This is a genomic window from Mucilaginibacter sp. RCC_168, assembly GCF_041355315.1.
In the GTDB taxonomy this organism is placed as follows: Bacteria; Bacteroidota; Bacteroidia; order Sphingobacteriales; family Sphingobacteriaceae; genus Mucilaginibacter.
In genome coordinates this window covers 68,603-85,253 of sequence record NZ_JBFUPN010000030.1, presented here as the reverse complement: position 1 = coordinate 85,253, position 16,651 = coordinate 68,603, and the positions used below count along the sequence as shown (strand labels likewise).

The 16,651-nt window shown below is 38.3% G+C and carries 21 protein-coding genes, 2 tRNA genes and 2 pseudogenes; 16 read left to right on the top strand and 9 right to left on the bottom strand.

Annotated features, from left to right (window positions below; all coding sequences use genetic code 11):
* On the bottom strand, window positions 1-338 hold a 338-nt coding region (locus AB6735_RS24675; RefSeq protein ID WP_370998838.1), incomplete at its 3' end, for a hypothetical protein.
* Between the two features lie 143 nt (window positions 339-481).
* Between AB6735_RS24675 and AB6735_RS24670 the strand changes: the two genes are divergently transcribed.
* On the top strand, window positions 482-934 hold the full coding sequence (locus AB6735_RS24670) for an SRPBCC domain-containing protein (protein WP_370998836.1): 453 nt from the start codon (window positions 482-484) through the stop codon (window positions 932-934).
* A gap of 25 nt (window positions 935-959) precedes the next feature.
* Here the strand turns inward: AB6735_RS24670 and AB6735_RS24665 are convergent, their stop codons facing one another.
* Together AB6735_RS24665 and AB6735_RS24660 are read right to left on the bottom strand one after the other, a co-directional pair.
* Complete coding sequence (locus AB6735_RS24665) at window positions 960-1,427, bottom strand: MarR family winged helix-turn-helix transcriptional regulator (RefSeq protein ID WP_370998835.1); 468 nt, start codon at window positions 1,425-1,427, stop codon at window positions 960-962.
* A 43-nt stretch (window positions 1,428-1,470) separates the two neighbouring features.
* A complete protein-coding gene (locus AB6735_RS24660) occupies window positions 1,471-1,890 on the bottom strand; it encodes an SRPBCC family protein (RefSeq protein WP_370998833.1) in 420 nt (139 codons plus the stop codon).
* Window positions 1,891-2,102: 212 nt separating this feature from the next.
* On the opposite strand from AB6735_RS24660, the gene AB6735_RS24655 reads away from it, so the two are divergent.
* On the top strand, window positions 2,103-2,528 hold the full coding sequence (locus tag AB6735_RS24655) for an SRPBCC family protein (protein ID WP_370998832.1): 426 nt from the start codon (window positions 2,103-2,105) through the stop codon (window positions 2,526-2,528).
* An 81-nt stretch (window positions 2,529-2,609) separates the two neighbouring features.
* Here the strand turns inward: AB6735_RS24655 and AB6735_RS24650 are convergent, their stop codons facing one another.
* Window positions 2,610-3,590 carry a helix-turn-helix transcriptional regulator gene (locus AB6735_RS24650; protein ID WP_370998831.1) on the bottom strand — a complete coding sequence of 327 codons (981 nt, stop codon included), beginning with the start codon at window positions 3,588-3,590 and terminating at the stop codon, window positions 2,610-2,612.
* Window positions 3,591-3,746: 156 nt separating this feature from the next.
* On the opposite strand from AB6735_RS24650, the gene AB6735_RS24645 reads away from it, so the two are divergent.
* Both AB6735_RS24645 and AB6735_RS24640 read left to right on the top strand, forming a co-directional pair.
* Entirely contained in the window at window positions 3,747-4,433 is a 687-nt protein-coding gene (locus AB6735_RS24645) for a GIN domain-containing protein (RefSeq protein ID WP_370998830.1), read from the top strand.
* Between the two features lies 1 nt (window position 4,434).
* Window positions 4,435-5,643, top strand: coding sequence for an FAD-dependent oxidoreductase (locus AB6735_RS24640; RefSeq protein ID WP_370998829.1), 1,209 nt, complete (start codon window positions 4,435-4,437; stop codon window positions 5,641-5,643).
* 59 nt (window positions 5,644-5,702) lie between these two features.
* Here the strand turns inward: AB6735_RS24640 and tam are convergent, their stop codons facing one another.
* Window positions 5,703-6,470 (bottom strand): trans-aconitate 2-methyltransferase, encoded by a 768-nt coding sequence (gene tam / locus AB6735_RS24635; protein WP_370998827.1) that lies wholly within the window; start codon window positions 6,468-6,470, stop codon window positions 5,703-5,705.
* 133 nt (window positions 6,471-6,603) lie between these two features.
* Here tam and AB6735_RS24630 point away from each other — a divergent pair, with 133 nt between their 5' ends.
* Window positions 6,604-7,284 (top strand): GNAT family N-acetyltransferase, encoded by a 681-nt coding sequence (locus AB6735_RS24630; RefSeq protein WP_370998826.1) that lies wholly within the window; start codon window positions 6,604-6,606, stop codon window positions 7,282-7,284.
* Window positions 7,285-7,368: 84 nt separating this feature from the next.
* Here AB6735_RS24630 and AB6735_RS24625 read toward each other — a convergent pair whose 3' ends face one another.
* Complete coding sequence (locus AB6735_RS24625) at window positions 7,369-7,614, bottom strand: GlsB/YeaQ/YmgE family stress response membrane protein (protein ID WP_370998825.1); 246 nt, start codon at window positions 7,612-7,614, stop codon at window positions 7,369-7,371.
* Window positions 7,615-7,999: 385 nt separating this feature from the next.
* On the opposite strand from AB6735_RS24625, the gene AB6735_RS24620 reads away from it, so the two are divergent.
* Together AB6735_RS24620 and AB6735_RS24615 are read left to right on the top strand one after the other, a co-directional pair.
* Window positions 8,000-8,072: transfer RNA gene (locus AB6735_RS24620), tRNA-Gly, on the top strand.
* A 51-nt stretch (window positions 8,073-8,123) separates the two neighbouring features.
* Window positions 8,124-8,208: transfer RNA gene (locus tag AB6735_RS24615), tRNA-Leu, on the top strand.
* A gap of 799 nt (window positions 8,209-9,007) precedes the next feature.
* Here the strand turns inward: AB6735_RS24615 and AB6735_RS24610 are convergent.
* The 3 genes and pseudogenes from AB6735_RS24610 to AB6735_RS24600 form a co-directional block, all read right to left on the bottom strand.
* Window positions 9,008-9,742, bottom strand: a pseudogene (locus AB6735_RS24610) (recombinase family protein); the annotation flags it as partial.
* 8 nt (window positions 9,743-9,750) lie between these two features.
* Window positions 9,751-9,912: a hypothetical protein gene (locus AB6735_RS24605; RefSeq protein WP_370998824.1), complete on the bottom strand. Its 162-nt coding sequence runs from the start codon at window positions 9,910-9,912 to the stop codon at window positions 9,751-9,753.
* A 475-nt stretch (window positions 9,913-10,387) separates the two neighbouring features.
* Window positions 10,388-10,475 (bottom strand): annotated as a pseudogene (locus AB6735_RS24600) (transposase); the annotation flags it as partial.
* A 560-nt stretch (window positions 10,476-11,035) separates the two neighbouring features.
* Between AB6735_RS24600 and AB6735_RS24595 the strand changes: the two are divergent.
* The 9 genes from AB6735_RS24595 (at window position 11,036) to AB6735_RS24555 (ending at window position 16,643) form a co-directional block, all read left to right on the top strand.
* On the top strand, window positions 11,036-11,308 hold the full coding sequence (locus AB6735_RS24595) for a hypothetical protein (protein ID WP_370998822.1): 273 nt from the start codon (window positions 11,036-11,038) through the stop codon (window positions 11,306-11,308).
* Window positions 11,309-11,318: 10 nt separating this feature from the next.
* A complete protein-coding gene (locus AB6735_RS24590) occupies window positions 11,319-11,738 on the top strand; it encodes a hypothetical protein (RefSeq protein ID WP_370998820.1) in 420 nt (139 codons plus the stop codon).
* Between the two features lie 37 nt (window positions 11,739-11,775).
* Window positions 11,776-12,285 carry a hypothetical protein gene (locus AB6735_RS24585; RefSeq protein WP_370998819.1) on the top strand — a complete coding sequence of 170 codons (510 nt, stop codon included), beginning with the start codon at window positions 11,776-11,778 and terminating at the stop codon, window positions 12,283-12,285.
* Complete coding sequence (locus tag AB6735_RS24580; protein WP_370998818.1) at window positions 12,215-12,937, top strand: hypothetical protein; 723 nt, start codon at window positions 12,215-12,217, stop codon at window positions 12,935-12,937. Before AB6735_RS24585 ends, AB6735_RS24580 begins: the two co-directional genes overlap by 71 nt.
* Before the next feature lie 6 nt (window positions 12,938-12,943).
* Window positions 12,944-13,840 (top strand): hypothetical protein, encoded by an 897-nt coding sequence (locus AB6735_RS24575; protein WP_370998817.1) that lies wholly within the window; start codon window positions 12,944-12,946, stop codon window positions 13,838-13,840.
* Window positions 13,841-14,176: 336 nt separating this feature from the next.
* Window positions 14,177-14,461 (top strand): hypothetical protein, encoded by a 285-nt coding sequence (locus tag AB6735_RS24570; RefSeq protein ID WP_370998816.1) that lies wholly within the window; start codon window positions 14,177-14,179, stop codon window positions 14,459-14,461.
* 155 nt (window positions 14,462-14,616) lie between these two features.
* A complete protein-coding gene (locus tag AB6735_RS24565; protein WP_370998815.1) occupies window positions 14,617-14,781 on the top strand; it encodes a hypothetical protein in 165 nt (54 codons plus the stop codon).
* A gap of 192 nt (window positions 14,782-14,973) precedes the next feature.
* Window positions 14,974-15,381 (top strand): plasmid mobilization relaxosome protein MobC, encoded by a 408-nt coding sequence (gene mobC / locus AB6735_RS24560; RefSeq protein WP_370998814.1) that lies wholly within the window; start codon window positions 14,974-14,976, stop codon window positions 15,379-15,381.
* Window positions 15,366-16,643 carry a relaxase/mobilization nuclease domain-containing protein gene (locus AB6735_RS24555; RefSeq protein ID WP_370998812.1) on the top strand — a complete coding sequence of 426 codons (1,278 nt, stop codon included), beginning with the start codon at window positions 15,366-15,368 and terminating at the stop codon, window positions 16,641-16,643. The genes mobC and AB6735_RS24555 overlap by 16 nt, the downstream gene beginning before the upstream one ends.
* Window positions 16,644-16,651: the final 8 nt, after the last annotated feature.

The following is a 16,651-nucleotide window of genomic DNA, read 5'->3' as shown; positions in this document are numbered from 1 at the left end:
GCTGTACTCGTCCGCCAGCCAAATACATGCTCCGTTTGCCACGGAATAGCATGGTCACCCTCCGCAGAATACCCAGCGTACGCCTCGCGTTCAAAAACAATATTCATGTAAGCTTTTTCATGATCACGATATCTGATCCGGTTGATTAAATAGTTAGCCAGATACAAACCATAGAAGGGCACTATTAATAACTCCAATTCCTGTATTAAATGAATGGTTTCGTGCCTGATGAGCTGATCATCGCTTTTTAAATCCTGGTGTTTTACCAGGATAAAAGGGAAAACAGCCATACCGCTTACCTTAAGAAAGGGAACCACAATAACAATAGGTAGTTTCAATTTATACTGGTTATAACTTCATTACTGATGTAAATATAACGCAGTTCCAGTCAACTGAATATCAAATACTCATTATCCGTTCGCATTAAAGGAAAATACTATTATTTTCAGTTTTTGGACATACGCCATCAATAAGCAATCAGATGCCACACTATTCAGACGAAAGGAAAATAAATAAGACTGTTACCATTAACACCCCGGTGTCAAAAGTGTGGAATGCATTAATAGCTCCGGAATTAATAAAGCGATGGATGCTGGACACGGAAATAAATGTGACTACCGACTGGCAAATTGGAAGTTCTATTATTTTTAGCGGGAGTTTGCACTGGACAGATTTTGAGAATAAAGGAACCATCCTGCAATTTGAACCAGAAAAGGTCCTTCAATATAATTATTGGAGCACACTTTCAGGGCTGCCTGATATACCCTTAAACTATATTATAGTTGGTTTTACGTTGAATCCAATAACAGCAAATGAAACTGTGCTAAACTTAACCCTAAGTAAGATTACAGATGAAACAGCCTATAAACATCTTGATTTTTACTGGACTATTACACTTGATGTTTTCAAGAAGTTTTGTGAATCATCATCGTAACCCGGTTGTTTTGATAACAGCCAAATCATTCCGTTTTATGAGCATAACCCAGCAGAGCTATCAGCTTTTTATTAAATTCGGCAGCTCCGGCACCCAAAGCCGAGAAAAATCGCCGGTCAAAATCTTCAACTACAATAACTGCCTGCATGATAACCTGCTTACCGGTTTCAGTAAGGGCAACACTTTTGGCCCGGGTGTCTGTAGCATGCTCCCGTCTTTGTAAAAGCCCTTTCGTTTGCAAGGCACGCAGCACCGTTGAAGTTGTCATCGGGTCGATTTTGGTATGTGTTGAGAGTAAAACCTGGGTTACATCCTGCTTTTGCAAGGTTAGCCAATGTATGCTTGCCAGCAATACATATTGGGAATGGGTGAGATCATACTGCACTAATGCTTTTCTAATTTCACGCTGCCATAAATTGGTAACCTGCCACAATAAAAAGCCACTGCTATCTTCGGCCTTATCCACACTAAAGGTGTTATCAGTTAATTCCATTTTTTAATATTTTGTACGGTGAACATAGTGTACCCATATATATTTACAAACTTTTGGCAGCTGCAATTTGCTTCTGCATATCTGCCGGGGTATCATCAACAATTTTTTGGGCCACCAGTTTTACCCATACAAAGCTTAACAAGCCGGTTACCCAAATGGTATTTGTTATTTTTACACCTTCGGGCGTATCTTCAAACAAATGCTCATCGTACATTTTGGCCAGCGGAAAATTGGTTACATCAATATACTTATTATCCTTTATGGTTTCAAGCAGTTGTATCTTAACGTTTGGGCCGCCCTTTGGTCGTAATATAAAACTATTGCCAGCTTCAAACTGGCCATCTATTTTGGCAAATTCAATATTGGTATCCCAATTGTGCCAATTGTTTACATCAGCAAACAGCCTCCATAATTGCTCTTTGGTTACTTCTGTTGTTACGGTTGAATAGGTTCTTTTCCACATGATTTTAAGATTTAGTTTATTGTATGTTTAAATATAATATGTATACATATTATATGCAAATTTATTTTCAATTTTTTCTTTTCCACCTTGCCAATAGCTTATCGCCTAATGCAGCATATAGTAATCCACACCCTGTAATTGTCGTAATTGCACCCTCTGTTTTTAAATATGTTGCCTTACCTTTATTTTATTAAAACCAAACATTAATTAAAATGGAAACAACAAATAACATCGCAATTACAGTTGAAACTATTGTAAACGCTCCTGTTGCAAAAGTTTGGGAATCTTGGAGCGAGCCCGAACATATTACCCAATGGTGCCAGGCATCTGACGATTGGCACGCACCTTATGCAGATAATGACCTGCGCATTGACGGAACCTTTAAAACTACCATGGCCGCTAAAGACGGTAGTTTTAGCTTTGATTTTGGAGGCGTTTATACCATGGTCGAAAAACATCGGCTTATTGAATACACTATGGGTGATGGCAGAAAGGTTTCGGTTATTTTTGAAGACCGGGGAAATAGCACTAAAGTAATTGAGACCTTTGATCCGGAAAGTACAAACCCTATCGAAATGCAACGCGGAGGATGGCAGGCTATCCTTGATAATTTTAAAAAGTATACCGAAAACTTGTAATAAAATACATTTACAGTAACCAGGATAATTTTTTTATTCAGCCTGCAACCAATGGGCTTAGTTGCAGGCTGAAGTGATATATTACCTTAACTGACTTGGCGCCACCCCGAATTTCTTTTTAAAAGCAGTGCTAAAATGCTGAACGGAGGAATAGCCCAGTTCAAAAGCGATCTCTGTAACTGATTTTCGGCCCTCGAGCAGATCAATTTTGGCCAGTTCCAGCCGGTTTTCGGCCAAATACCCAAATACGGTAGTGCCAAACAGCTCTTTGAATCCCCGCTTTAATTTATACTCATTAATGCCTGCTGCACGGGCAAGTTGGGATAAACTTGGCGGTACCTCTATATGCTGTATCAAATAATCCCGGGCATATACCAGGCGCTCCTTATCATAATCTGTTTTGGCGTATATTTTTGTTGGCGTAAGCAGCTGATTATAGGACTCGGCCTGCAAAACCAGTATTTCGATTGCTTTAGAAAGCAGGAACATCTTTTTTAACGGATCTGTAAATTTGCAGTTAATAACAGCATTGATACAGCTTTGAATGGCCAGATTGATATTTAAGTTATCGGCAGATAACGCTGCCGACTCTCCTTTTAATATTTTGTCGGCAAATCTTTTCAGAGTATCGTTACCATCACGGGTAATGTTCAGGAAAGCATTTTCGGTAAACTGAATCATGAACGATCGCATTTTTAATTCCTCCACCTTCATCTTACCTTCCGCCTCTGTTCCGTAAAAAAGATTGTGCTGATTGGTGCTTAACTCAAACTGCTTATTCAGGCGCTTATCTACCATGAGCAATTTACCTTTCAGGCTAAAGTACATGGTCACCATTTTCATATCCCCCCGCCAATCCAGCGTACCCAGTTCCCTGAAAACAGATTCAGCGTAACTCATCCGGATGCCATTAAATATCCAGATACGTGTTTGCATGTCACCAAATGGCAAGTTCAAGGTAACCAGCTCTGTTTTTAGTTCATCCGTATTAAATCCGGCCTCGTTAAGCGGATGGCTATACAGAATATTGTTACTGGCTGTATCTTTTAATTCAAATGGCATTACTCCGTATTATATAAATCATACTCCTTTTGATGTAACAATCGACTACCGCGTTGCGGGCATCTTTGTAGTACAAAAACTGATCGAACCCTGGCAATCAATAGTAAGATACAGAAAAGCATTTCTTGTTACTAACGCCAGACATAGTAACCTAAAATGAATTTTAAAAAATTAAGACAAATGATTGAAATAAAAGGAAATGGGAATATAGTTTCCAAAGAGATACCGGTAAGCTCCTTTATCAGGCTTCACCTGGCAGCAAAAGGGTTAATAGAATTGGTATCATCTGATGAAGAAAAAGTAATAATAGAAACCGACGAAAACCTGCTTGATTATTTTGAAGCAGTTAATTCGGGTAGCACCCTCTATATATCATCCGAAGCAAAATTCAGAAAGTTATCTTTTACCAGGTGCAAGATCATGGTTTATTTACGCCAGATAGATACACTTTATGTACGTTGTGATGGTGGTGATGTAAACTGCAGTAAGGTAATTACGCTTAATAACCCACTTGAAATAAAAATACAAAGCATAGGCAATACCAACCTGAACATTTGTGCCCCTGCTATAAAAGTATTAAGCCAATGCTCCGGAAATGTTACACTTAAAGGTAAATGCGGTTCGCTGACCATCAAAAACCAAAGCGAAGGAAATTTATTTGCCCTGGAAATGATTGCAGATGACTTGAGTATCAGAAACATGGCTGAGGGTAATGTAGAACTATATGCCAACAGATCCATCAGTATTGCTCATTGGGGCCAGGGCGATGTACATTATGCAGGCAACGCGGTACTAACAGACGTAAAGCAGTATGGAAATGGCATTATTAAACACGTTAAATAATATGGAAACTATCAATAAGCCCGTAATCATTATAGGGGCCGGCTATGCAGGTTTATCTCTGGCTCTGTTTTTGAAAAAAGCAGGTATCACTTCAACTGTATTCGAGGCATACCCTGATGTAAAAGGCATTGGCGGCGGTATAGGTCTGGCTCCAAATGGCATAAATGTATTGCAGGAGTTGGGCCTGGATGAGAAAGTGATCAATGCCGGAAAGATCTTTGATTATAATAATTTCAGAAACTACAAAGGAAAATTCCTGGCACGGATCAAACTCAATGCCATCAAAAAATTTGGGCAACCATTTGTGATGATCTCCCGGGCCACATTACATCAGATACTTTACCAGGAGGCAGCTAAACAGGGTATAGCAGTAAACTTTCAAAAACGATTGAAGGGCATTCATGAAAGCACTGAAGGAATAACCGCCGTTTTTGATGATGGGAGCAGTTTCGAAGGTTCCTTGGTCATAGGTGCGGACGGTATCCACTCATCAACCCGGAAAATCATTTTTAATAATGCCTTTCCTGAAGAATATACCGGTTTTTATGGCGCCGGGGGATTTGTTCAAAAATCAGCACTTGAGCCATATTTGGGGCAATATGACCATGATGCGCTTAACCTGTCATTTGGCTTAAGTGGATTCTTTGGTTTTAGTTTTCAAACTGCAAATGAACTCATGTGGTGGTGCAGTTTAGAATTATCTGAACAGGATGCCAAATACACGCAGACAAACCTTTCAGCTGAAGCATTAAAAAGTAAATTAACTGCCGATTATGAAGATTTTTATCAGCCTGTCCCACAACTGATCACCAACTCAGATCATGTCATCAAAACCGTTATGTATGATATGCCCAGCCTACCCAAATGGTACAAAGGTAGAACAATTTTAATAGGCGATGCCGTGCATGCGGTAAGTCCTACCAGCGGCCTGGGAGCATCATTAGCCCTGGAAGACGCAATGATATTAGCCAAGCTGCTCAGGGCACACACAACGGCTGAGTATTCTATAGCTTTTTCCGATTTTCAATCTATCAGAAAACCACGGGTGGAGAAAGTACGTGCCGATGCCCAAAAACATAACACCGATAAAAAAGTGCATTCACTGGCCTCTGCCTGGTTCAGGGATACTACGATGTCAATTTTCCTCAAGCTATTTGGCTTAGGACCAATGGGCTGGAAATACAATTACAAAGTTAATTGGGATGATTAACAACAAAACCTCCCGACAATACTATCGGGAGGTTTTGTTGTTTTATAAGTTTAGACAACTCAAACAGTTGCCACAATAAACAATCTTGGAAATGGTAACAATACCGAACCATCTGGATATTGCGGGTATGCTTTCGCTATTCCTTCTTCATATTGACTGAGAAAAGCCTTGCGTTCGGCATCATCAAGCGGTTCAACAAACGGGCGAAGACCGGTGCCCTTAAACCACTCCACAATTGCCGCAGGGCCGCCCTGCAACGGATGATGATAAACCGTACGCCAGATATCCAGTGTAGTAACCTTATCGCGAAGGTTATGATAATACCATTCGGCTGTTTCCCTTTTTATTCGTTTTGATGCTTCACTTAATTTAACAGCCCAAGGCCCGTTGGTAGCGGTTTCACGCATAAGGCGGTGCGCAGGCTCCTCAAAATTATCGGGCATTTGTACAGCAAGACACCCCCCTTTAGCCAGCTTACTGATCAGCGCGGGGAACAGCGTTTTATGATCAGGCACCCACTGCAAGGCAGCATTGGCCAGGATAACATCATATGGCCCGGGATTGTGCCATGTTGAAATGTCATCAACCTCAAAACGAACACCGGGCATACGTTTGCGTGCCGCTTCAATCATATTTTCGGAGCTATCCATGCCCATGATTTTAGCATGGGGAAATTGGGTCTGTAATAACTCTGTTGAATTACCTGGCCCGCACCCGATGTCGGCAGCGATATTTACTGTGGTCAGTGGAATATTAAAAAGCAGATCCCGGATAGGGCGATTGCGTTCATGCTCAAATTTTGAATACTGCCCGGACGACCAGCTCATATATTTTTATGTTTAATACTTAAACAAAATACGGCAAAAAAAATTGCCCATTCAGTTCCATTCGTTATTAGTTTAAGATGACGATTGACTCTGACATTTCTTTTAATTTTGCACTACTACACCTAAATAGGAAATGGAACAGCCGCTCGACAATCCCATCTGGAATGCCTTAATATCAGGAAACAGTAACCTGGCCCACGGCAACAACCGGGTTAAATATTTTGCCGAAAATGTAGCGCCTTTTGTTGGTTTTGAAGACTATTCAGCGGCTAACTTTAATACCTTACACAAACAGGTAACCGATCAACGCGTTTTTGCAGTTGTTTCGGCAGAAGAAATTATCATTCCCGATCAATGGAAGGTACTGAACAACATGAAAATATTACAGATGGTATTTGATGGCTCCCTGCCATCAGAACCATTAAACTATGAATTGGTCACCTTGGAGGATCAACATATACCGGCCATGCTCGCATTAACCAAAATAACCAATCCTGGGCCTTTTACTGAGCGCACCATTGATTTTGGGAATTACAAAGGCATTTTTAACAATGGTGAGCTCATTGCAATGGCCGGATACCGTACACAACCATCACCTTATGTAGAAATTAGCGCCGTATGTACCCACCCCAATCATTTTGGCAAAGGCTGTGCTGGTACACTCATTAATTATCATATACGGCAAATTATAGCAACATCGGGAATCCCCTATCTTCACTCACGTACTGATAACGCAATAGCTATTAAACTTTATCAAAAACTGGGTTTCGTAGCCAGAAAAGAAATGACCTTTAATATTATTCAGAAAAATTAAAAAATCGCGTCATTTACTAACAAGCAGGCCCGATATTTCCATACCGAGCCTGCTTGTTTTAACAATAACGGCTGTATAAGTGAACTATGAATTACCCTTAATGAGCCTTGATATCCACACCAGCAGCACAGCACCCAAAAAGGCAGTGATCAGGTAGCCAATACTACCTCCCCAATGAATACCCAGCCATCCTAAAATGGCACCACCGACCCATCCGCCTACCAAACCCAACAGAATATCTATAATAATTCCGTAACCATCTCCCTTCATTACTTTTCCGGCGAGCCACCCGGCAATACCGCCTAATAAAATTTGAAATAATAAATGCATAATTATATGAGTTTAAGTTTAAAATTTGACAAAACGCAATCAGCTATAATAAATGTTCTACATTATAGACTATGAGGTATTGTGAAGCGTATTTTTAATAATTTACAGGCAGAAATACCTAATCCAATTATTTAGGTTTACATAAAGGTATCTATAATTAGTAATACCTTGCTATATCAAGTGTAATTATTTAACGCTGATATTCAATCTAATAGCTGTATAAAATTTAATCTTGCATTAAACTAAGTTTAATGCAAAGTCTGTTTTATTCCCTCATTTTGCTAAAAACCACACACATCTCCTTAAACTCTTTGTAATACTGAAAACGTCAAATTTATTTTCTGCTTGCAGAATATGGTTTTCTGTCTATATTTGCACTCCCAACGCGAAAGTAGCTCAGTTGGTAGAGCACGACCTTGCCAAGGTCGGGGTCGCGAGTTCGAATCTCGTCTTTCGCTCAAAGCCCTTCCTTCAAAAAGTTGGGCTTTATTTTTAAAAGGTTAACACCTGCTCAGATGGTGGAACTGGTAGACACGCAGGACTTAAAATCCTGTTCCCGTAAACGGAGTGCGGGTTCGATTCCCGCTCTGAGTACTGAACGGGAAAGATGCAATGGCTTGCAATCTTTCTCGTTTTTTTTATGCCTTAACTCTTTGTTAATCTGAAAGATAAGCTTCGCCGGTTCACTAATTCTACCGGTTCGATAATCCAATCCGTCAAAACCTAGTTTTTCTCTGAATATCGAACCAAGCACCTCTCTTTTCTTCAATATATCCCCATCCAAAAACAACTCATTAAGTTTAGAAAGCGCCTCTATTGCCTTTAAAAGCATATTATCAATACTCAACTGGTTCGAATTTTGAACCTTTGCCTCCGTTAGGGCTAATTCCAACCTTTTTAACTTTTCCTCACATTCCCGCTTCATGATTTTATAATCATCGTGATCCAGCTTTTCATCAAAAAGCATATCCCTGGCATTAGCCAGTTTAGCATTCAGCTTTGAAATTTCCTCGCTTATTTCCCTTCTTCCGACATGGGATGAACCCTTATATATTCTATAAATATCCGAAACAACCATCTTGTATAACTCATTCATTCCGGCTGCCGGTATATATTTTTTAAGCATTTTAGCTGCTTCCTTATTCATTTCGTCCGCTTTATAACGACACCCGCAACCATAAGCGCCTTGAGCGTGATAATAGTAATAAAAACCATTTCTACCCTTTGAAGCACTCCCGGTTAGCGGGCGATCACATTTATCGCATTGCAGAAAGCCCTTTAAAGGTAATGCGGCGCAGACCTTTACCGCCTGTACTCTAAGCACTCTTTTCTTCCCGCTGAGCACATCCTGAACTTCATAAAATAAAGCTTCACTGATAATTGGCTCATGCTGTCCGTCCACCCATTGCTCGTCTTCATCCTTATATTGCTTGACGACAATTTTTCCGCAATAAACAGGATTTCTAACCTCCCGGTAGAAATTAGACTTGCTAATCATCAACCCTTTGTCATTGACCATTTTCCTGATCTGATCCGGTGCAAACACACCTTCAGCTATAGACTCAAATATCCAGCGCATCATTGGAGCTTCTTTAGTATCAGGTATAATATATTTGCTGCCATCTTCACGTGTTTTGTTTTCATAGCCATACGGCGCGCGGCCCATATATCTACCCTCTTTCCGGGCCTTTCTCATACCCTGTTTGACGTTCAAGGCCCGACGATCATTTTCCACTTCCGGTGTGGCCAGGTAAAACGCGAGCATGATCTTATTTTCGGGAATTTCGAGGTTCAGGGGCTGTTCAACTGCCTGCGGTTCAATCCCCCACTTGGACAGTCTGCCGATCATTTGATAAGCATCACTGGTATTCCGGCTGAACCTGTCCCATTTGGTAAAAAGTATCAGGCTGGTATGTTTGCCCTTGCTCTTACTTAACTCTGCTAACAGGCTGTTCCATTGCGGCCGGTTAAAAGTTTTAGCGGAATGATCTTCAAAGATCACCTTTCTGATGTCGATGGAATTTATAGCACAATATTTTCTTAAACGTTCTTCCTGGTCACGTTGGGAGTAACCCTTATCCGCTTGTTCGTCCGTACTTACCCTAATGTACAAATCTGCTGCCCTCATATATAATTCTATATTTTAACGTATTGATCAACAGATAATTTACCAATTTTATACATAAAATCCAAAACCACTTTCGCTTCTTCAATGGTAACTTTTGTGCCATGTTCCTTTAATATCTGCACAGCCATTTCAGGTGTTACCTGCCTGAGTTTGGAATCAATAAAATTCATTGCCTTTAAAATTAAAGCCCAATGATCCGGACTTTAAAACCGGGGAAGTGGTGACTTTTTAAGGGTCACCCCTCAAATAAACGGTGTTATATTTAAATGTTTATTAAATTTAGTATTTAAATACAATGATTGTCTAACGCCGATCCTAGTTAAAAACCCTTCTAAATTCCACTACATGTGAGTTTAATTTAGGTAATAATACGTCTGTTTGAACATCTAAATCCGTTCAAATCAAATATATACTACAATCCAAAAAATGCAAGTCTTTTTAAACAAAAATGCCCGGTTTATACGGGCATTTTCTTATTTGGATATGTTTTATCGTTTAATACATTATTTAATCTATTATGCTCTTTTATCCTAAATTAAGCGGCCTTTTTCAAATTTTTGCCTACCAAATCATCATAGCGTAATACCACATTTGGAATATTACTCATTAGTTTTTCGAATAAATAGAAATCACCATAACCGCTATTGTTGTATTTGAAGGTTACTTCATTACAATATCTTTGTAAATGTTTACCGCTCATGTAGTGATATACTCCTTTATAGGCTCGTTTTAAGCTTATCTCACGCAACTAAAATAAACTAACCATTTGTAAAGCCGAAATCCCTAATTTAATAATCAGGCATTTTATTTTTGAATGGGTTTTGAAGAATTTTAAAGTATTTCATTAACAATAACATATGCAACTTTTCAACACATGATGCAGCATTTAATAATAAAAGCTACCTTTATGATAGCTTTTAAAGTTAGTTCTTGAAAGTGTAGGTAAAATCCGTTCTCAGCGGAAGTTGCCAAACATTCAGCATGTGTTCTCAATGTGAGAGTTGATGTAAAAGAAAGGATGTTATTCCCTTTCTATCCAGCTGTTTGTTTTATTTGAATATACAAAATTGTATATTCAAATATACATCTTATAAGATTTTTATTCATTTTTTTTAATAAAAACTTATGCACAAAACTTCCATTCTTACAATTTTTCCATTCTACGATACACTTAACTTGGCCTAAACTAATTCCCCTAACCAGTTGAAGTAAACTGTGTATTATATTTAAAGTATTGGATATGTGATTTTTAAAATCTATATTACCTCTACTAATTAACCTAAACATTTAATCATGTCAATCCTTGACCCGCTCGATAATCCAGAATTTGTAGAAAAAAGAAATAAATTTGATGAAGGACTATTGCTTATAGAGGAAAAATATAAGTATTGGTTTGAACAGAGAAAATCCCCCTTTGAAAAGGACGAACACGACAGATTACATAATCATTATCAGTATTATAGAAAGGGATATGGAATAACATTTTGGTTTAATGAAGATTCAGAAGTCCCTGTTGTTATCAGGCAAGAATGCACCGATTTATTTAATCAATGTTTCAATTCCTAAGTTTCTACTAATGAAACAGGAGCTAAATGAATTGCAAAGTCGTTTATTATCGATTAAACATAATTGTATAACAGACGTAAAAAATGAAAATGACAGGTTTTCATTTCAATATGGCGGAGGACAATTTTTTTTTATAAAAAGCGTATCATCCAATTTAGAGGTAGGCTATTTGACCTTGTTCCATGAAACACCTTTAGAGAGGGGAAATCGCTTGATAGAAATAAATGATTTTATAATTAAAATCACAAAGTATAGTTTCGGCCTCGAAATAAGAATAAAAGACCATATGGGTCCATCATCAAGTTTTTACAAACTATATATTGACGATGACGAATATTTAAAGGTTGGTATCGAAATCCTAATACAAGTTCTTCCTTTACAACTTGTTGCAAAGTTAAAGAAAGACGATTTTAGGATTTATTTAAAGTAACTTCATTGTTTATTATAAACCTATCAATTGAAAAATAATGGAGACTTTTTGGGAAATAGATTTTAATAAAAAAGAGAAATTATCAATCGATGAGGCTAAGTTCATCTTTGAACAAGCAGAAAAACAATTAAAAGATACAGTTGAAAGTAGCGAACTGATTATTAATAGAACAAATACACTAATAACATTGGTATCCGGTGTTTTGATAGCGTTGTTAGGTATTACCGTAAGTAAAATGGAAACCTCTTCACTTGATAGTATTTTCTTCGCAGGAACATTAGGTTCTATTTATTTATTCATAATTGGCATCTATATTATGAAAAATATTCAGCCGGCCAAGTATGTTATAGTTGGAGAGCCTCCCAAAACCTACTTTGATGATATTTATTATTCGGTTGAACCTTCCGATGAAACGACTCGATTATTATGGTACTATATAAACACTATACAGCAATATCAAAAAAGGATTGAATTAAATGATAAACGAAGGGCTCTTGATAATATCATTAATCGAGGATCGCGGTATAAAGAAAGCGGTTATCTGTAAGGTGGAAGATCTACAGTACATTGATAAAATAAATTTCAATCTAAATAGCGGTTATCCGTTAAAACGAAAAATCTTCAGATCTGTACAATTTATAATAAATGACTCAAATGCTATTGTTGACATTACTGTCCATGATTTAAATAGCAAGGGAGCAACCTATTGGTGGGATGATTTTTTGGAACTAGACCAGTTTTGGGATGACATTTACAATACCAAAACCGCTTTCAATATTATTGATACAAAAATATTATCAAATATAAAAAAGGAATCACCGGCTGATCATACCTACTTGAGAAATTCAACAATCAGATATTTTAGAACAAATCAGGAGTTTACTATAGAAAAATTCATTGAAACTTGTTTGGAGGGTTATGAACGGGTCTTAGCAGGAAAAGTAGATGTAGCTTCTTTAAAACAAGCTGTTAGGAAATTGCCAGAAAAATTTTCATTTGATGAAAGATTCGATTTAAAACCATCTGAAATTACTGCAAAAATCAAGTATGCGATTAATCTGACAGAGAATATTGATTTGGTCATAAAAGATGAGATCAATATTGAAAGTACAATTACAGCAGAATTGCACCACCAAAGAAAGTACATAAGAATACGCAGCGATGCCGGATATGATGCTTTCAAAAAGACAACGAATTAAGCCGTTATGAATATTTCTACTAGTCTTATTGATCAGTTTGGTGAAAATTACCAGATTTCCACTTCACAGGAAGACTTTGAAATATTTGAAACCAAGTATATTCTTGAATCTATAAAAGTACCGGATGAACAGCCCTTAAATGACTGTCTAAATATTTTTGAAGATTCGGATACTTGCATCATTTATATCAACATCGACGAGTCAGATGATGGTATAGTCTTTTTTAAGGGCGTTGACTTCGCAGAGTTTAAAGCATCTTTAGAAGTAAAAATCCGTGGTATAGAGCAGGGTACTGTCGTTACGATAAAAGTCCGAATTGAAAAAAAGGTAGTAGAAAATCAGTTATCTATTTATTCAATAGGAGCCTTTGAAACGTATTTGGCCCAATTTACAACAGCTGATTTAATTGCGTTCTTTTCCGAAAAAATAAAATTATATGGAACAATAATTTTCAATTCGAGGGATATTCAGCAAAATTATAATTCTGCGTCCTTAGCTTTTAAAAACAATACCCAACCGGATCAACCCATAATTTTTTTGGACAATAACATTCGGCTCGGACGTTTAAAAAACATACAATCATCAACACATGCCATATCGCTTTCTGATAAACTGATTATTCCGGAAGACTTTCAGTTCAATCAAACCCCTCCTGGGTTATTGAAGAATTTATTTGAAAGAATAGATTTTACATTAATTATAATTGCGGTTTTTGACATCACTCACTTATCAGATAATGAGTTAACGTTTAGAATAAATGGTTATAAAGGTATTGATGGTACAGTTGACCTGAACGTAATTCCCGTAACGGATTATATTAAGGAGTATAGAAAAATTTATAATTGGATACATGAATCAGGTAATCTTATCGATAAACTGGGTTTAGCAAGGAATATCATTTAACTGCATTTAAACCCGGCAAATGACTTGTCTTTTACTGGAAATATGTTTAGCTCTATTTTATCGGCGTACAAAGTTTATGAAAAACAAAACATTAAGCAATATATTGAAATCAGAAATAAATTGTCTGACCAGCTAATTGATTACAATAAACGGGCTAATACAATAGTTGAGGGTTTTGCCAGCACATTTCAGAAAAGTGCACTATCCGTACTTACCCTATTTTCTTCGATAATAGCACTTAAAGTTTTAGGGAATACAAATACTTCCGGGAACTTTGTCACTTATAGTTCTGTTTTTTCTTTAATCATAATAGTCGTGTCCTTAGTTTATATGCTTATGTCAAGGACAGAATCTTTTGAACAAAAAGAACGCTATGAGAAAAGCTACCAAAACTTTAAAGAACGCTATACTGATCTATTAAATTCGGAAGATATTAGCCGGATTTTAAATGAGGATAAAGAATTTGATGCCGATATCAAATACATCAAAAAGAAGATAAAAAGCTATACGATCCTATGGATTATGGTTCTGGCTATGATAACCATTTTCATTGCTATTTACTTCCTAAATGAAAAAATGGATGAGATAACAACCGTAATGGATAACTTTCCTAACTTATAGAATTTGACCTTTCAGCTACTCAATTCTTAGAAGGGGTTATAAGTTGCGTATGTCATTTCTAATGACTTTATAATAAATCAGGGGTCACCCCAACAAAGTCCCCAATCACCCCCCCCCGTTCTTTCCACTTTTGGCTCATTCAAAAACGAATCGCCATGAGCAGAACGAAAACAAGACCGCACACCAAATGGAATCCCAAGCTGAGTGACAAGCCGTTGATCAAACGCATTCGTGAGCATCCCGGGCACATGGTCAAAAAGCGCTTGCGCCTTTCCGTTTCAAAGCTTGAAATGGAGCAATTAGACACGATCACCCAATAGCCGAAAGGCAGCAATCACAAACATTTATTAACAACAGGAACCCCGTTCAGCAGCACGGCTTTTTCCCAGGAGACAGTTAACACCAGTTAACGGCAAGATGTATTTTCGTATACACGAAAAGATCTTGCCCCTCATCCTTCGGGGGAACCGCTGCGGAACTTGCGGTTTCTGGATACCATAAAATATGTATTTATGAGCCGTAAAAAAGCGGAAGATCAGGACGAACTTTTGAGCCATCCTATTATTATGCGGGTGAGCGAAGGCCAGTTTAAAAAGCTGGAGAAAATACAGGCCAACAGCAATTGTCAATCACTCGGCGAAGTGGTCAGGAAGATCTTGCAAAGACAACGCATCCTTTATTTTCATAAGGACATCAGCCTGAACGGCCCGATGGAGGAATTGAGCAGCATCCGCAAAGAACTGAAAGCCATCGGCATCAACATCAATCAGCTTACCCGCAGTTTTCATATCTCCAGGCACGAGGCGCAAAAGAATTTCTTTATCCTGAAAGTCGCGGAACGCTATGAAAAGGTAGAAGAAAAAGTAGACAGGTTATTAATTATCGTTTCCCAACTATCCGTAGAATGGTTGCAAAAATAATCAATGGAAAAAATATCAGGGGCTTGTTGCTATATAACGAGAACAAGGTCGAAACAAATAAAGCCGAACTCATTATGGCCAGTCGCTTTGGCGGTGACATTGAGCAATTGAGTTTTAAAAACAAGCTAACCCGTTTTGAAAACCTGACCATGCTCAACAGCCGGGTAAAAACCAATGCCCTGCATATTATGCTGAATTTTGACACCTCGGAAACGATCAGCACTACAGATTTGCAACAAATCACGGCAGCCTATATGGAAAAAATCGGATTTGGCGACCAGCCCTATTTAGTTTATAAGCATAACGATGCCTCACACGATCACGTTCACATTGTCACCACCAATATGCAGGCCGATGGCAAGCGTATCGACGTGCATAATATCGGCAGGCTGTTATCGGAACCGGCACGCAAGGAATTGGAAGTCGAACACGGCTTAGTTAAAGCGGAAGGCAAAGGATTAAAAGAAGCTTTGGGCATCAAGCCCATTGATTTGGAGAAAGCGGTTTATGGAAAAACACCCACCAAAAGGGTTATCACCAATATTGTCAGCGAAGTCACTAATACCTACAAATTCACCTCTATAGCCGAACTCAATGCGGTACTCAAACAATTCAACGTGATTGCCGACCGGGGCCGGGAGGATACGCTGATGTTTGAAAAGAAAGGATTGATCTACTCCATACTGGATAAGGATGGCAACAAGGTCGGTATCCCTTTTAAGGCCAGCAGCTTAAACGGCAAACCTACCTTGAAAAACCTGGAGGAAAAATTTGAACGGAACAAGGAGAAGCGCAAAGCTTTTAAAGATGACTTGAAACAACGAATAGATAAAGTATTTGCTAAGTACACCGCCATATCTAAAGCTACTTTCCTCAAAGAACTGCAACAGCACAAGATTCACACGACTTTCCGGCAGAATGAACAGGGATTTATTTACGGTTTGACCTTTATTGATAACAAGAACCGCTCGGTATTTAATGGCAGCGATCTAGGCAAGGCATATAGTGCCAAAGATATAACGGAAAGGTTCGCGGTTACCGACAAAGCCATACAACCAAAATCCTATTTAAAACCACAGCAGCAAACGCAGTACCTCAAAAAGGGTGAATCGGGTACTGCTTATCTCCAACCACCGGAGCCAACAAAGTTTTTAGAAACACTTTTTGAAAAGGCAGATCACGAACCCTCGGCAGCTATGCCACGAAAACGCCGGAGAAAGAAACGAAAGGGCATCTCAACAGATAACGAATTAACACTATAAGATATTTT

Coding starts and splice junctions, on each gene's coding strand:
- AB6735_RS24670 (WP_370998836.1), top strand. CDS start 482: ATGCCACACTATTCAGACGAAAGGAAAATAAATAAGACTGTTACCATT.
- AB6735_RS24665 (WP_370998835.1), bottom strand. CDS start 1,427: ATGGAATTAACTGATAACACCTTTAGTGTGGATAAGGCCGAAGATAGC.
- AB6735_RS24660 (WP_370998833.1), bottom strand. CDS start 1,890: ATGTGGAAAAGAACCTATTCAACCGTAACAACAGAAGTAACCAAAGAG.
- AB6735_RS24655 (WP_370998832.1), top strand. CDS start 2,103: ATGGAAACAACAAATAACATCGCAATTACAGTTGAAACTATTGTAAAC.
- AB6735_RS24650 (WP_370998831.1), bottom strand. CDS start 3,590: ATGCCATTTGAATTAAAAGATACAGCCAGTAACAATATTCTGTATAGC.
- AB6735_RS24645 (WP_370998830.1), top strand. CDS start 3,747: ATGAATTTTAAAAAATTAAGACAAATGATTGAAATAAAAGGAAATGGG.
- AB6735_RS24640 (WP_370998829.1), top strand. CDS start 4,435: ATGGAAACTATCAATAAGCCCGTAATCATTATAGGGGCCGGCTATGCA.
- tam (WP_370998827.1), bottom strand. CDS start 6,470: ATGAGCTGGTCGTCCGGGCAGTATTCAAAATTTGAGCATGAACGCAAT.
- AB6735_RS24630 (WP_370998826.1), top strand. CDS start 6,604: ATGGAACAGCCGCTCGACAATCCCATCTGGAATGCCTTAATATCAGGA.
- AB6735_RS24625 (WP_370998825.1), bottom strand. CDS start 7,614: ATGCATTTATTATTTCAAATTTTATTAGGCGGTATTGCCGGGTGGCTC.
- AB6735_RS24605 (WP_370998824.1), bottom strand. CDS start 9,912: ATGAATTTTATTGATTCCAAACTCAGGCAGGTAACACCTGAAATGGCT.
- AB6735_RS24595 (WP_370998822.1), top strand. CDS start 11,036: ATGTCAATCCTTGACCCGCTCGATAATCCAGAATTTGTAGAAAAAAGA.
- AB6735_RS24590 (WP_370998820.1), top strand. CDS start 11,319: ATGAAACAGGAGCTAAATGAATTGCAAAGTCGTTTATTATCGATTAAA.
- AB6735_RS24585 (WP_370998819.1), top strand. CDS start 11,776: ATGGAGACTTTTTGGGAAATAGATTTTAATAAAAAAGAGAAATTATCA.
- AB6735_RS24580 (WP_370998818.1), top strand. CDS start 12,215: ATGATAAACGAAGGGCTCTTGATAATATCATTAATCGAGGATCGCGGT.
- AB6735_RS24575 (WP_370998817.1), top strand. CDS start 12,944: ATGAATATTTCTACTAGTCTTATTGATCAGTTTGGTGAAAATTACCAG.
- AB6735_RS24570 (WP_370998816.1), top strand. CDS start 14,177: ATGTCAAGGACAGAATCTTTTGAACAAAAAGAACGCTATGAGAAAAGC.
- AB6735_RS24565 (WP_370998815.1), top strand. CDS start 14,617: ATGAGCAGAACGAAAACAAGACCGCACACCAAATGGAATCCCAAGCTG.
- mobC (WP_370998814.1), top strand. CDS start 14,974: ATGAGCCGTAAAAAAGCGGAAGATCAGGACGAACTTTTGAGCCATCCT.
- AB6735_RS24555 (WP_370998812.1), top strand. CDS start 15,366: ATGGTTGCAAAAATAATCAATGGAAAAAATATCAGGGGCTTGTTGCTA.